Here is a 14,244-nt window from a genome sequence, read left to right as displayed (position 1 = left end):
CAATCGGAAAGTTACATCAGCATTTTTGAATAGGATATGCCATACATATCAATGTTTTTCATGGATATTCACCGAGCTGATTTTATTGACGATCGTCTTGCCACTGTTTAATATTGTATGTATACATACATAAAAGCGACTTGGTTCGCTGCTCCACTCTCCCACTCTTTGAGGAACTTATGGACAAGGTGACTGCAGAACTGTTGGTGCGCACGGGTCCCGATACACCCATGGGCAAGTTGATGCGCCGATTCTGGGTTCCGGTGATGCTCGCATCGGAAATTGCGGAGCCTGATTGCCCACCCGTGCGGGTGAAGATACTTGGCGAGAAGCTGATCGCCTTTCGCGACACCGACGGTCGACCAGGGCTGGTGGACGAGTTCTGCGCGCATCGTGGCGTCTCGCTCTTTCTGGGCCGAAACGAGGAGGGGGGGATTCGCTGTTCTTATCACGGTTGGAAGTTCGGCGTCGACGGTCGCTGCATGGAGTTGCCGTCGGTTCCGCATCTCGCAGACAGGATGCACATCAGGTCCTATCCATGTATCGAGCGGGGCGACGTCCTGTGGGCGTATATGGGCCAGTCCGACCGGATGCCCGAGCCCCCGGAGCTCGAATGGTGCATGGTTCCGGCCAGCCACCGGTTCGTCAGCAAGCGCTATCAGGAAAGCGGCTGGCTGCAGGCAATGGAAGGAGGCATCGACACGACGCATGCGTCCTGGGTTCATCGGTTCGAACTGGACCAGGACCCGATGCACAGGCAGGCGGAGGCCAACAAGTACATCAAAGCCGATACGAACGCCGTTTTCGATATCGAAGAGGCCGCGCACGGCTTGACGATCTTCGGCCGGCGAAATGGTGAAGAAGACTCACACTACTGGCGCATTACGCAATGGATATTCCCGTGGTTTACCTTGATCCCGCCGTTCGGCCCTCATGCATTGGGCGGCCACATGTGGATTCCCATCGACGACGAGAGCTGCTGGGCGTGGAGCATCAACTTCCTGCCGGATCGTCCGCTGCCTGACGATGAGCTCCAAGCCATGAGAGAGGGCAAAGGCATCCACGTGAAGTACATCCCCGGCACATTCGTCCCGTTGGCGAACCCGAGCAACGATTGGCTCGTCGACCGCAAGGCGCAGAAGGACAAGATGTCTTTCAGCGGGGTGGAGGGGTTCTCGGTGCAGGATGCTTCGCTGCAAGAAAGCATGGGTCCGATCCAGGATTATTCGAAGGAGCACCTGGTTGCCACAGACCGGGCCATCGTCATGGCGCGCAGGATGCTGGCGCGGGCGGCGCGAGAGCTCGACGGCGGCGCCGAACCTCCGGCGCTGGATGCGATGTCGCAGCGTGTTCGCGCAGCATCGGTGCTCCTGGATCGCGGCGCGAAGGCGGAGGAATGGGCCAAAGATGCTTTGACATCGCTGGAAAAGCCCGTTTTCAGCGTTTGACTTGAAACCAACCTGGAAAACCATGATGCTTGATCAAGCTGCTCGTCATCGAGAGCCGATAGTCGCTAATCTGCTGATAGGCGGAAAGGAGATCGCCAGTTCCGATCGGCTCGAAGTTCGCAATCCTGCACGGCCTGCTGAAGTCGTCGGTATGGTCGTTCGAGGCACCCCGGCCCAGGTCGATGCCGCCGTGGCGGCGGCCAGGAAGGCACAGCCCGCCTGGGAAGGTCTCACCTTCAAACAGCGGGCGCTTGCGCTCGAAGCGGGGCTGAAAAAGCTGGAGGAGGACGTCGATGCCCGCGCGGAGGTTTTCGTTCGCGAGAACGGCAAACCGTTCTCCCAGGCGCGCGCGGAGCTCGTCAGCGTGCCGAAGCGCCAGCGCGTGGCGCTCTCGTTCGCCGATGAACTCGACGCCGAGCATCGGGTCCAGTGCGAAACGGGCCGCACGATAGTGACATCCAGGCCCTATGGCGTGGTCGTATCGATCGTGCCCTGGAATTCGCCGGACATTCTGGCGTTCACGCAGGTCGTCGCCGCGCTCCTGGCCGGAAACGGCGTCGTTCTGAAACCGCCGGAATCATGTCCTCTCACCTTGATCGATTCTGTCCGCCGGTTCGCCGAAAGCCTGCCGCCGGGAATTATTAACGTCGTGACGGGTTTGCCTGGCGAGATCGGCGATGCGCTCACGACGCACGCGGATGTCGGGAAGATCGGGTTCACCGGCAGCATTCCCGCCGCCAGGCACATCATGTCGAACGCCGCTCAAACCATCAAGGGCTTGACGCTCGAACTGGGGGGCAACGATCCCGCCATCCTGCTGAAAGACGTAGTGCTCGATCAGGCGGCGATCGCGCGAATGATGACGGCGACATTCATGATGTCCGGCCAGGTATGCATGGCGATCAAGCGCTATTACGTGCATAGATCCCGCAAGGATGAATTCCTTGAAAAATTCTCTGCGGCGATCGACGAGCTGGTCGTCGGCGACGGCCTGCTGCCGCAAGTGACGCTTGGTCCGCTGCACAGCAAGGCCGGCCTGTCGCGCGCAAGAGAGCTGGTTCTCGATGCCGAAACGCGCGGCGCCAGCGTGTCCGAACTGGGCACCGTCTTGGACGCCGGGGTATTCGATGACGGCTACTTCATGCGGCCCACGCTGGTCACCGATCTGGCCGACGACGCGCGGCTCGTGATGGAGGAGCAGTTCTGTCCAGCAGTCCCCGTCGGCACGTTCGACAGCATCGACGAGGCGATCGGCAGGTCGAACGCAACCTGCTTTGGCCTTGGTGGATCCGTCTGGGGACGGGATGTGGAAGAGGCCATCGAAGTAGCCCGGCGGATCGAGTCCGGACAAGTCTGGATCAATAGCCACGGCATTCTCGCCATCAACCATCGTGCGCCTTATGGCGGCGTAAAGCAAAGCGGGATGGGCAGAAAGTCGGGCTTGCAGGGAATCCGTGAGTACTTGCACAGCCAGACCATCACGTCATTCGAGCAATCGCCGTAAGTACGCTGGCCCCCAAGGCCTGTCAGCCCGGCGAATAACCAGGATAACAACTGCGGCGAGATCGACTCCGACTCGCCGAGCACGCTCAATACGATGGAGTCCCGCATCATGAACACATTGTCCTCGAGCAAGATTCTTGTCGTGCCGCTTCTCGTCGCGTTGTTCGCGAGTTTCGCGGCGAGAAGCCAGCCGGCGTTTCCACCTCGGCAGATCAACGTAGTCGTGCCGATGGCCGGCGGCACCGCCGACGTGCTTGGGCGCCTCGTCGCACCGAAGCTGGCGCAGGCGCTGTCCACAACGGTGATCGTGGATAGCAGGCCCGGTGTAGGGGGAAACATAGCAACCGATCACGTAGCCAAGGGTCCGCAGGACGGCTCTCTCTTGCTGGTCGGAGTCAATGCCCCGCTGGTGGTGAACAATACCTTGTTCAAGAACCTTCCCTACGACCCCGTCAGGGATTTCTCTCCGGTGACCATGGGCGTTTCGACGTCTCAGTATCTCGTGGTGCATCCTTCGTTGCCCGTGCGCTCGGTCGAAGACTTCGTCGCGTACGTCAAAGCGAACCCGGGCCTTCCGTACGCATCGGTAGGGACTGGCGGCGCGTCGCATCTCACGATGGAGATGTTCCGCGCCTCGGCCGGCTTGCAGATGACGCACGTTCCGTATCGAGGCGCGGGACCCGCGCTTACCGACCTGGTCGCCGGGAATGTCAAGGCAGCTTTCCTTGTGCCGGGAAATGCGTTGCCCTACGTCCCCAGCGGCAGGCTGCGGCTGATTGCGTCGTCCGGAAGGCAGCGTGTTGCAGCGACGCCTGATGTGCCGACGATGATTGAAAGCGGCTTTAAGGACTTCGAGGCGATAGCCTGGATCGGCTTCCTCGTTCGCTCCGGGACGTCTCCCGACGTCGTCCGGCGTTACCACGCCGAGTTGACGAGGATTCTGCAGATGCCCGATGTGAAGGCCAAGCTCGAAGAAATGCAGTTCGAAGTCGCCCCGAGCACGCCCCAGGCGTTCGGTGCTTTCATGAAGGAAGAAATCGCCCGATGGGGCGCAGTGGTCAAGGCGACCGGGGTGACGGCCGACTGAGCATTGGGTCGGCATCGCCTTGCGTCATTGCCCCGTGCCGGCCATGGGGCAATGATCCGCAGTACGGGCCGCCGCCCGGCAGAGCCCTGGAAACGGCTTGGCCGCCCAGTCTTGGCCTACGGGTTTGTCTCAGCCGGTGAGAAAATGCGTTGACGCATCATGGCCCAGCGCCGATAGTTGCAGCCATCGAGAAATCCATCGGAGACCGACATGGAACTGGGCTGCGCACTTCATCATTTGCATCTGACCTCACCCGATCCCCAGAAACTGGCCGCGTTCTATGAGCGCAGCCACGGGATGGCTCCCCGCCAGGATGGCGAGACCTGGATCTGCGAAGCCGAGGGGCGTCTGCTGCTGGTCTCGCCGGGTCCTGCGAACCAACTGGTCTATGCGGCCTACGCTTTTGCCGATGCTGCGCGTTGGGAAGCCTTCCGCGGCCGCCTGCCCGCGGGCGTGGCCACGGAGGTGCCGCGCCTGCCGGTGACCTGCGAGGATGCCGTGGCGGTGCGCGATCCGGACGGCAACCGGATCGTCTTCATGCACGCGCCCGAGCGCCCCGCGCTGGCGGCCGATGCGCTGCCCGCCGCCCACCTGCAGCATTTCGCGCTGCGCACGCTCGACCCGGCGCCGATGGCGGCGTTCTATGGCGAGGTGCTGGGCTTCGTGATTTCGGATCGCGTGCAGGACGACGAGGGCGTGCTGCGCGCCTGCTTTCTTCGCACCGAGAGCCTGCACCATGCCCTGGCGCTGTTCCGCGCGCCCATGGCCGGCTTCGACCACCAATCCTTCGAGACCACCTCGTGGGATGCGATGAAGCACTGGGGCGACCACATGGCGGCCGTGCGCGAAACCATCGTCTGGGGCATCGGCCGCCACGGCCCGGGCGACGACGTGTTTTTCATGGTGCGCGATCCCGACGGCAACCTGGCCGAGATCTCGGCCGAGATCGAGGTCTGCGCCCCGGACCGGCCCACTGGCCTCTGGGTGCACGAAGAGCGCACGCTGAACCAATGGGGCAAGGCGATCATGCGCGATTGAGCCGGCCATGTCAGACCGACTGTTGCGCATCCTCGGGTCTTTCGACCTGGACCATCCGGTCCGCAAGCCGGCCCAGCTCATGGATGAACTGGGCGTGTCGCGGGCGAGCATCTACCGCGATCTCAAGGCGCTCGAGACCGCCGGCCTGCTGGAGCGGGTGGCGGACCGGGGCTATGCGCTGGGGCCGCTGATCGTCGAGCTGGACCGGCAGATCCGGCTGGCCGATCCGCTGCTGCAGGCTTCCGGCTCGATGCTGCGGCGGCTGGCCGCCGACACCGGCGGCACGATCCTGCTGTGCAGGGTCCATGGCGACAAGGTGCTGTGCATCCACCAGGAGCTGCCGACGGATGCCGCGACGCCGGTGAGCTACGAGCGCGGGCGCGCCATGCCGCTGTACCGCGGCGCGACCTCCAAGGTGATCCTGGCGCACCTGCCGCAGGGCGAACTGGAGCGGTTGTGGCAGCGGGACCGCAAGGCCATCGAGGCGGCGGGTTTCCCGGCGGCTTTCGACGGCTTCCTCACGGCGCTGGAGCCGCTCAAGCAGGCCAAGGCCTGCGTGACGCACAGCGAGGTCGATCCGGGGCTGGCGGGGATCGCGGTGGCGCTGCTGGACGGCGCGCGCGTGCTGGGCAGCCTCAGCGTGGTCATTCCCCTGTCCAGGCTGCCCGGGGGGCGCAGCCAGGCGGTGCTGTCCAAGCTCTTCTCGGCCGCCTCGTCCATCGAATCGGCCCTTGAAACCGAACGCCTGCGGGCACGCACGAAAAGATAAGCACCATGCAAGCAACCACACACTTTCCGGTCATCGTCCTCGGTGCCGGCCCGACCGGCTTGACCCTGGCCAACCTGCTCGGGGTCTACGGCGTCCCCACACTGCTGCTCGAACGCAATGTCTCGACGGTGGACGAGCCGCGCGCCGTCTCCATCGACGACGAGAGCCTGCGCACGATGCAGGCCGCGGGGCTGGTGGATGCGGTCATGCCGCAGATCGTGCCGGGCTATGGCGTCCACTACTTCTCGTGGGCGGACAAGGAGTTCGCCCGCATCGAACCGCAGTCGGTCGAGTTCGGCTATCCCAAGCGCAATGCCTTCCGCCAGGCCGTCCTGGCGGCGCAGCTGCGCGAGGGGCTGCGGCGGTTCGCGCATGTCGAGGTGCGTTTCCGCCATGAGCTGCGCAGCTTCGCGCAGGACGGCGGCAAGGTGGTGCTGCAAGTGGACCATGACGGCGCCCCGGCGACGCTGAGCTGCGACTGGCTGGTGGCCTGCGACGGCGGCCGCAGCGGGGTGCGCGAGCAGCTCGGCATCGCGCTGTCGGGCAACACGTTCGCCGAGAAATGGCTGATCGTGGACATGCTGGACCGCAAGACGCCGTTCCGCCATACGCGTACGTACTGCGACCCCGTGCGACCCGCGATCCGGCTGCCCGGGCCGCAGGGCACGGTGCGCTATGAGTTCATGCTCAAGGACGGGGAGACGCCGGAGTACGTGCTCGACGACACGCGCCTGCGCGGCTGGATACGCGACCGGGAGCCTTCGGACGCCGACCTGGTCATCGCGCGCAAGGTGGTCTACACCTTCCATGCCCGCGAGGCCGAGCGCTGGCAGCAGGGCCGGATCTTCCTGGCCGGCGACGCCGCGCACCTGACGCCGCCTTTCGCGGGCCAGGGGATGAACAGCGGCATACGCGATGCCGCCAACCTGGCCTGGAAGCTGGCGGCCGTCGTGCAGGGCCGGCAGGGGCCGCAATTGCTGGACACCTACGAGACCGAACGCAAGCCGCACGCCTGGGCGCTGATCAAGATGGCGATACGCATCGGCCATTACATGCAGCCCAAATCCCGGCTGGGAGCGATGGCTGCGCAATGGGCGCTCAAGCTGTGCAGCCTGTATCGGCCCGCGCGCGACTATGTGCTGCAGCTCAAGTTCAAGCCCAAGCCGCGCTTTGCCGACGGCTTCTTCGTGCCCTGCCGGGCGCCCGACGACGCGGTCAAGGCCGGCCAGTTGCTGCCGCAGCCGCGCGTGGAGTGGCCGGGGGGCGCGCGCCGGTTGCTGGATGAGGCGTTGGGGCAGGGCTTTGCCTGCGTGAGCTGGGTTGGCGAATCGCTGCCCGAGCAGGCCGAGCGCCTGATCGCCGCGACGGGCATGCGGCGCGTCGAGCTGGTCCGGCCCGAGGACGATTTCCCCTGGCCCATGCCGCAGCCGCGGGACGGACGCGTTCTCGTGCGCGATTGCGAGGGGGCGCTGGAACGCTTGTTGGCGGCCGCGCAGGCGCGGGCCGTGCTGGTCCGCCCGGATCGCTACGTGCTTGCCTTCCTGCGCGATGGCGATGCCGCGCGCCTGGACGATTTGTACGCGCGCTACGCCGCGGCCGGGCGGGGCTGAGCGGGCCGGCTACCAGGCGACCTGCGCCAGCGGGCCGGCGTCGTTCTTCAATTGGCCGATGAGCAGGTCCGCGAGCTGGTCGCGCACCCAGCGGTGCGCGGGGCTCTGGTGGGTGCGCACGTGCCAGGCCATCGCCAGTTCTATCTTGGGCGCCGGGTAGGGCAGGGGATAGCTCTTCAGGCTGGCCGCCATCGAGCGCGCCAGCGATGCGGGGAATACCGCGACCATATCCGTGCTGCGCAGGATTTGTTCGGCGACCAGGAAGTTCGGCACCGAGACCCCCGTGGTGCGCGACAGCCCCATCTCGCGCAAGGTTTCGTCGGTCGTGTCGGCGAAATCGCCGCCCAACGGCGAGACGATGACGTGCCGCATGGCTGCGAAGGCCTTGGCAGTGAGCTGCTTCTTGTTGAAAGGATGGTCCCAGCGCATGGCGCAGACGAAATATTCGTCGTCCAGTCCGCGCACGTGCAGCCGGTCGGGAAACGCGCTGCGCCGGGAAATGATGATATCGACCTGGCCCGACGCCATGTATTGTTCTATGTCGGGCACCATGACGCGAGTGGCCGAGACGAAGCCTATCTGTATGCCCGGCGCCGTCGTGGCAAGCTCGCCGAACCATCGCACCATGCGGCATTGGGTCGCGTCGTTGGTGCCGATCAGGATGCGGGCCTGCGCCGTGGCTGGGTCGAAGTCTTCGGCGTGGACGATGGAGCGAAAGCCATCGAGCAGCTCGGACAGCCGCGGCGCCAGTTCCAGGGCGCGCGGCGTCGGCGTCATCCCGCGGGCGCCCGGTATCAGCAGCGGGTCGTCGAACATGCGACGCAGCTTGACCAGCTGCGCCGACACGGCGGGCTGGCTGCTGTTGAGCTTGGCCGCGGCCTTGGTCACGTTGCGTTCCGCCAGCAAGGTCTCCAGCGTCAGCAACAGATTCAGGTCGGTGCGGCTAGGCATAATCGAATCCTTATACCAATAATCGAGAGTATTGATTTCAATTATCGCTCAGGAAGGCGCACTATAACTCCACGGTCATTCAAGCAATCAGTACATACCCTTGAACGTGACTGATCTTTCAACGATAACAAGATGGAGTTAGTTATGAAAGCCTTCGCCTATACCGCTCTGATTGCCGCTTCGCTGCTGGGCGCCGCCGCCCATGCCGACCAAGGCAACAACTACGGCAACGATTTCCCGCCCCCCGGGATCTCGGCCACCCATGAGCTGAGCCGCGCCCAGGTGCTGGCCGAACTGGCGCAAGCCAAGGCCAATGGCGGCATCGTCTATGGCCGTGAGGACCTAGCCAGCGCGCCGCTGCAACAGGCCGGCCAGTCCGTGGACCGCGCCCGGGTGCAGCAGGAACTCAAGGAGTTCCGCCTGAGCCACCGCGTGACGGTGCCAGGCGACGAGCCTGCCGCGCTATAAAGCGCGCCGGCCGTCGATAGCCGCAGCGCGCGGGCGTTACCTCGCCTGCGCGCCAGCCCGCCAGCCACACGCCGGCGGGCTTTTTCACATTTTCCGCGCGGGATGGGCTCAGTCGGGCCCGAAGCGATAGCCGATGCTGGTCAGCAGCAGGGTATCGGTCTTTTTCACGCCGGGCTGCGGATTGCTCATATAGCGGTTGGACAGCGTGAGCTTCAACTCGATCTTCTTGGTAATCGAGGTGGTCAGGCCGGCATCGAGCTGCACGCGGTATTCGCCGCCGTTGCTCAGGTTGGGATAGACCGCCAGCCGCTGGTGCAAGGAGGTGGTATCCGAGATCTTGTGCGACGACTCTTCTCCCAGCAGCCACTCGACGGAATTGCGCGTGTCGTGGGTGAAGCGCTCATGGTTGTAGGCCAGGCCGGTGAATACGTCGAACAGGGTCTTGTCGGTCTTGACGATGTGCCGGCCCACGCCGCCCGCCGCGACGCCGCGCAGGTCGAGTTCCTGCAGCTTGTCGTGCTCCAGGTCCAGCGAGCCGAAGCCGAACATGCGGTCGGTGATGTCGCGGTCGTATTTGCCGCCCATGCGCCAGAGATTGGCGGTCTCGGACTTGTCGCCGTTTTCATTCTTGGTGCCGTACAGCGCCGTGAGACTGAAATTCAACCGGTCCGTCTCGGTCGCCTTGCCGGCGTTGGCGCCTATGTTCAGGGTGGTGGAGTCGGTATTGCCCTTGGCGAGACTGGCGCCGGCGTTGACCGAGCCGCGCCATTGCCCATCGGTCTTCAAGGGCGCCTGGGCCCAGACGGGCAGGGCGGCCACGGCAAGGGCCAGCGCGGCGATGCGTGCGGTATGGAACATCGAGAGGTTCTCCATGGTTGCGCCATGGCCGCATACCGGTGGGAACGCGGCCTGGCATCCGTGATGACGGTGAGCCATTCGGAGGTTGACGAGCCATCGGCAGGGCCCGCCAAAGCGGCCCTTGCAGCCGGAAGCGGCTCTGGGAAGCGCGTCGCAAGACGCGGCGATGATGCAAGAGCCGCCGCGATTCCGGTCAGCATCAAACGTGCCCGGGAGCGGCTCCTGCGCGCGATGCGGAGCTTGCCGCATCGCCGGGGCGCGAGGCGCCCACGCCGAACCTTAACACTGCCCAGCCTTTTCCCGCCAACGTAGAATGGCGTGAATTGTTTCTGAACGGTTGCCGCCGTTGCATGTCATGGATGCCATCTCGTCGTTGTGGGCCCCGTTGATCAGGTGGTTCGAGTCCTCCGATACGCCCGGCCAGTTGGTCATCACGCTGCTGGTGCTGCTGGCGGCGACCTTCGCCACGCGCGCCACCATTCGCTATTACCGCGCCAAGGGCTCGGGGTCGAACGAAGAACGGCGCACGGGCTATCTGACCGTGCGCAACACCATCGTCATCCTCACCTTGCTGCTGATGCTGTTCATCTGGGGCGGGCAATTGCGCCATTTCGCGCTGTCGGTCGCGGCGCTGGCGGCGGCGGTCGCGATCGCGAGCAAGGAATACGTGATGAGCGCGCTCGGTTCGCTGATGCGAGCCACGCAGAGCTCGTATTCGGTCGGCGACGTCATCGAGATCAACGGCATGAAGGGCGAGGTGCTGACCATCGACCTCTTCACCACCGCGCTGCTGGAGCAATCCTCGTCGGGCTACGTGAACGGGCGCATCTGCCGTTTTCCCAATATGCTCCTGCTGACCAACCCCGTGCGGGTCTATTCGGCGATGGGGACGTTCGTGCTGGAAACGGTGCGGGTGCCGCTCGAACCCGGCGACGACATTCCCGGCGCGCAGGCGCGCCTGCTGCAGGCCGGCAAGAATGTCTGCGCGCCCTGGCTGGAACAGGCGGACGCGCATTTCCGCCATATCGAGGGCGCCTACCTGATCGCGCTGCCGGCCAGCCAGCCGCTGGTGCTGATCGAACCGGTCGATGCGAAGCGGGTGGACGTGGCCTTGCGTTTCCCGTGCCCGAGCAATGCGCGCGTGGCAACGGGGCAGGACATCCTGGCCCACTATTACCGCCAGCTCGCGGCCGAGGCCGGCCGCGCCTGAGCGAGCGCTGTACACTGTGGACAACCTGATATGACATCTGCCGCTTCTTCGCTTCCCGACGTCGCTGTGGTCGGAACCGGCATTGCCGGCCTGGCCGCCGCGCTCGCGCTCGCGCGCAAGGGCTTGCGGGTGGAACTGCTGGGCCCGCGCAAACCGCTGCCCGCGCCCGAGGCCGACGCCTACGATCCGCGCGTCTATGCGCTGTCGCCGGCCAGCCGCGGCATGCTGGCGCAACTGGGCATCTGGGAGGCCTTGCCGGCCGAACGCATCACCGGCGTGCGAACCATGGACATCCGTGGCGATCATGCCGCCTCGGGCCGTCGTCCCGGCCGCCTCGGCCTGTCCGCCTGGCAGGCGGGCAGCGACTACCTGGCCTGGATCGTCGAATCGCGCGAATTGGAACGGGTGCTGCGGCAGGCCGTGCAGTGGTCGGGCATACGCTGGACCGACGATACGCTGGCGGCATTCGCGCCGGCGCCCGCGGGAGGCGGCCTGGCGCTGTCTACCGCCTCGGGGCAGACGCTACGGGCACGGCTCGCGGTCGCCGCGGACGGCGCCGATTCGCGCCTGCGGGAGATGGCGGGGCTGGCCGTTGCGCGCACGCCTTACGACGCCACCGGCGTCGTGGTGCACCTGGATGCCGGGCTGCCGCACCAGGAATGCGCCTGCCAATGGTTCACCCAGGACGGCATCCTGGCGCTGCTGCCCATGCCGGACACGGCGGCCGGACACCAGGTTTCCATGGTCTGGTCCATGCCGCGCGGTCAGGCCCGTGCGCTGCTGGAACTGCCCGAGGCCGAGCAGGCCGCCGTGCTCGAACACCGATTGGCGCAGGCAACCGCCGGCAGGCTGGGGGCGCTGCGCGTACGCAGTCCGCTGTTGGGCTTTCCGCTGGCCTTGCAGCACAGCCCGCTGCTCGCGCATCGCGGCGTGGTGCTGGTGGGCGACGCCGCGCATCTGGTGCATCCGCTCGCCGGCCAGGGGCTCAATCTCGGCCTGGGCGACGTGGCAGCGCTGGCCGAGGTGCTGGGCGGCCGCGAGCCGTTCCGCGCCGTGGACGACGAACGCCTGCTGCGCCGCTACGCGCGGGCGCGTGCCGAGCCCTTGATGGCGATGCGGATCGTCACCGACGGCCTGTTCCATCTGTTCGGCGCGCCGGCGGCTCCGGTGGGGTGGCTGCGCAATGCCGGGCTGGACGTCGTGGACAAGCTGCCGCTGCTCAAGCGACTGCTGGTCAATGGCGCGGCAGGTGCTTGAAATGAACGAAGACCGGCAGGCAGTCCGTATGCCGGATGAGGAGAATCCATGAAACGCCTGTTTTCATCCCTGGTATTGATGACCGCCTGCGCGGTGCCGGTGGGCGCCGCCTGGGCGCAGGCCGCCGCGGCCCAGCCGTCGGCGGCCGAGAGCGCTGTCCGCCAGCGCTTCGAACAACGCTTCGGCGCAGTCGGCATCGACGGCGTCTCCCGCACGCCCTATGGGCTGTACGAGATCCGCATCGGCGGCGAACTGGTCTATACCGACGAGAACGTCAGCTACGTGTTCGACGGCAGCCTGATCGATGCCGCGACCAAAAAGAACATCACGCGCGAACGCAAGGAGCAGTTGCTCGCGGTGAAGTTCGACGAGCTGCCGCTCAAGCTCGCCATCAAGCAGGTGCGCGGCAACGGCAAGCGCCGGATCGCGCTGTTCGAGGATCCCAACTGCGGCTACTGCAAGCAGTTGCGGCGGACCATGCAGGGCATAGACAACGTCACCATCTATACCTTCCTCTATCCCATCCTGTCGCCTGATTCCACCACCAAATCCCAGGCGGTCTGGTGCGCCTCCGACCGCGGCAAGGCCTGGGACGACTGGATGCTCAACGGCAAGGCCCCCAAGTCCGCCAACTGCGACGCCCCCATCCAGGAAGTCCTGGCCCTGGGCAAGAAGCTCCAGGTCACCGGCACGCCCACCATCATCTTCGGCGACAACACCCGGGTCGGCGGCGCGATTCCCGCCGAGAGCCTCAAGCAACGCCTGGAGGCGATGTAGAGATCCCGCCGAGGATTTTTTGACCCAGGGCACAGCGGATCCGGCTTTGCCGGTCCGCCAGTGCCGCCCCCTGGGGGGCGCGCGTCAGCGCATAGGGGGGGAACCTATAGGCACGCCTTCACCTTTCGGCCACAGCACCCACAACCGGCTTTCCTGCTTCATGCGGCCGGCCATGTCGCCGGCTTCGTCGCCGAATCCCCAGAACAGGTCCACCCGCGCCGGCCCCTTGATGGCGGTGCCGGTGTCTTGCGCCAGGACGGCCAGGTTCATGGGCTGGCGGGTATTGGGCCGCGTGGTCGCCAGGTAGGCAAGGCTGCCCAGCGGGACGATGGACGGGTCCACCGCGATCGAGCGCAGCGGCGTCAGCGGCAGCCCCAAGGCTCCCTTGGGGCCTTCCGATGCGTCGGCCACGGCTTCTTCGCGGAAGAACACCACGGCGGGGTTGGCGTTGAGCATCTCCTTGACGCGCGCCGGATTGCGCTGCGCCCAGGCGCGTATGCCCTGCATCGATGCCTGCGCCATGGTGAGCTCGCCCTTGTCGATCAGCCACTTCCCGATGGACACGTAGGGGTGGCCGTTATGGTCGGCATAGGCCAGCCGGATGGTGCTGCCCTGGCCGGGGCCGATGTCCAGCACTGCGCGCCCCGTGCCTTGTACCTGCAGGAAGAAGGCTTCCACCGGATCGTCGACCCAGACGATGGCTGGCGGCTGGCGTTCGGGCCGCTCGATCTCGGCGCGTGTGTCGTAGGGAACGACGCGCCGGCCGTCGAGCTTGCCGCGCACGCGCTTGCCGACCAGTTCGGGGTAGAGGCCGCCCAGGTCTATGGTCAGCAGGTCGGGCGGCACCGCGTAGAGCGGCCATTGATAGGCGCCTCCGCGTTCGCGCGAGGCATGGACCAGCGGCTCGTAGTAGCTGGTGGCCAGGCCGGTTGCCGGCTCGCCCGCGGGGCCGCGGACCGACCAGGGCTGCAGCCACAGCTCCAGGAACGCGCGGACCTGTTCGGCCGACGGGACGGCGGGCATGTCGCGCGCGGCGGCGCACGTGCGCTGCCAGGCATAGGAGTCGGCCACAGGCGGCGCCGTGTTCGACGCCGGCTTGCCGGTGCGCAGGATGAGGGTGCGGCAGTTGGCCAGCAGCGGCCGCCACAGCACGTCCAGCGTATCGGTCTTCCAGCCGGGGAGCTGCTGCCAGCTCGCGCGCGCGTAGTGCTTGCTGCTCGCCAGCGGAGGCAGGTTGGCCGGGCGCGCGATGGGGGGTGGCAGCGGGC

The 14,244-nt window shown here is 65.8% G+C and carries 13 protein-coding genes; 10 read left to right on the top strand and 3 right to left on the bottom strand.

Annotated features, from left to right (window positions below; all coding sequences use genetic code 11):
- The first annotated feature begins 179 nt into the window (after positions 1–179).
- From PIGHUM_RS15410 to PIGHUM_RS15385, 6 genes are all read left to right on the top strand, one after another.
- Positions 180–1,448: an aromatic ring-hydroxylating dioxygenase subunit alpha gene (locus PIGHUM_RS15410; RefSeq protein ID WP_124080459.1), complete on the top strand. Its 1,269-nt coding sequence runs from the start codon at positions 180–182 to the stop codon at positions 1,446–1,448.
- A gap of 22 nt (positions 1,449–1,470) precedes the next feature.
- Positions 1,471–2,952: an aldehyde dehydrogenase family protein gene (locus PIGHUM_RS15405; protein WP_124080458.1), complete on the top strand. Its 1,482-nt coding sequence runs from the start codon at positions 1,471–1,473 to the stop codon at positions 2,950–2,952.
- 108 nt (positions 2,953–3,060) lie between these two features.
- Positions 3,061–4,038: a Bug family tripartite tricarboxylate transporter substrate binding protein gene (locus PIGHUM_RS15400; RefSeq protein WP_160142298.1), complete on the top strand. Its 978-nt coding sequence runs from the start codon at positions 3,061–3,063 to the stop codon at positions 4,036–4,038.
- 210 nt (positions 4,039–4,248) lie between these two features.
- Positions 4,249–5,076 (top strand): VOC family protein, encoded by an 828-nt coding sequence (locus PIGHUM_RS15395; RefSeq protein WP_124080456.1) that lies wholly within the window; start codon positions 4,249–4,251, stop codon positions 5,074–5,076.
- 7 nt (positions 5,077–5,083) lie between these two features.
- Positions 5,084–5,845, top strand: a complete 762-nt coding sequence (locus tag PIGHUM_RS15390) for an IclR family transcriptional regulator (RefSeq protein WP_124080455.1) — start codon at positions 5,084–5,086, stop codon at positions 5,843–5,845.
- 5 nt (positions 5,846–5,850) lie between these two features.
- Entirely contained in the window at positions 5,851–7,455 is a 1,605-nt protein-coding gene (locus PIGHUM_RS15385) for a bifunctional 3-(3-hydroxy-phenyl)propionate/3-hydroxycinnamic acid hydroxylase (RefSeq protein WP_124080454.1), read from the top strand.
- Positions 7,456–7,464: 9 nt separating this feature from the next.
- Here PIGHUM_RS15385 and PIGHUM_RS15380 read toward each other — a convergent pair whose 3' ends face one another.
- Positions 7,465–8,406 carry a LysR family transcriptional regulator gene (locus PIGHUM_RS15380; RefSeq protein ID WP_124080453.1) on the bottom strand — a complete coding sequence of 314 codons (942 nt, stop codon included), beginning with the start codon at positions 8,404–8,406 and terminating at the stop codon, positions 7,465–7,467.
- Positions 8,407–8,550: 144 nt separating this feature from the next.
- On the opposite strand from PIGHUM_RS15380, the gene PIGHUM_RS15375 reads away from it, so the two are divergent.
- A complete protein-coding gene (locus PIGHUM_RS15375) occupies positions 8,551–8,874 on the top strand; it encodes a DUF4148 domain-containing protein (protein ID WP_160142297.1) in 324 nt (107 codons plus the stop codon).
- Between the two features lie 108 nt (positions 8,875–8,982).
- Here PIGHUM_RS15375 and PIGHUM_RS15370 read toward each other — a convergent pair whose 3' ends face one another.
- A complete protein-coding gene (locus PIGHUM_RS15370) occupies positions 8,983–9,732 on the bottom strand; it encodes a DUF481 domain-containing protein (protein WP_160142296.1) in 750 nt (249 codons plus the stop codon).
- A gap of 355 nt (positions 9,733–10,087) precedes the next feature.
- On the opposite strand from PIGHUM_RS15370, the gene PIGHUM_RS15365 reads away from it, so the two are divergent.
- The 3 genes from PIGHUM_RS15365 to PIGHUM_RS15355 are packed head-to-tail and all read left to right on the top strand — an operon-like array spanning position 10,088 to position 12,976.
- On the top strand, positions 10,088–10,942 hold the full coding sequence (locus PIGHUM_RS15365) for a mechanosensitive ion channel family protein (protein WP_124080450.1): 855 nt from the start codon (positions 10,088–10,090) through the stop codon (positions 10,940–10,942).
- A 30-nt stretch (positions 10,943–10,972) separates the two neighbouring features.
- Positions 10,973–12,199 (top strand): FAD-dependent monooxygenase, encoded by a 1,227-nt coding sequence (locus tag PIGHUM_RS15360; RefSeq protein ID WP_124080449.1) that lies wholly within the window; start codon positions 10,973–10,975, stop codon positions 12,197–12,199.
- A gap of 48 nt (positions 12,200–12,247) precedes the next feature.
- Complete coding sequence (locus PIGHUM_RS15355) at positions 12,248–12,976, top strand: DsbC family protein (RefSeq protein ID WP_124080448.1); 729 nt, start codon at positions 12,248–12,250, stop codon at positions 12,974–12,976.
- 84 nt (positions 12,977–13,060) lie between these two features.
- Here PIGHUM_RS15355 and mltA read toward each other — a convergent pair.
- The coding region (gene mltA / locus PIGHUM_RS15350) for a murein transglycosylase A (protein ID WP_124080447.1) at positions 13,061–14,244 on the bottom strand (1,184 nt) is incomplete at its 5' end.

The sequence above is a fragment of the Pigmentiphaga humi genome (assembly GCF_900606115.1).
Lineage (GTDB): Bacteria > Pseudomonadota > Gammaproteobacteria > Burkholderiales > Burkholderiaceae_B > Pigmentiphaga > Pigmentiphaga humi.
The sequence above is the reverse complement of the archived record's forward strand: the minus strand, read 5'-3'. Positions and strand labels throughout refer to the sequence as shown.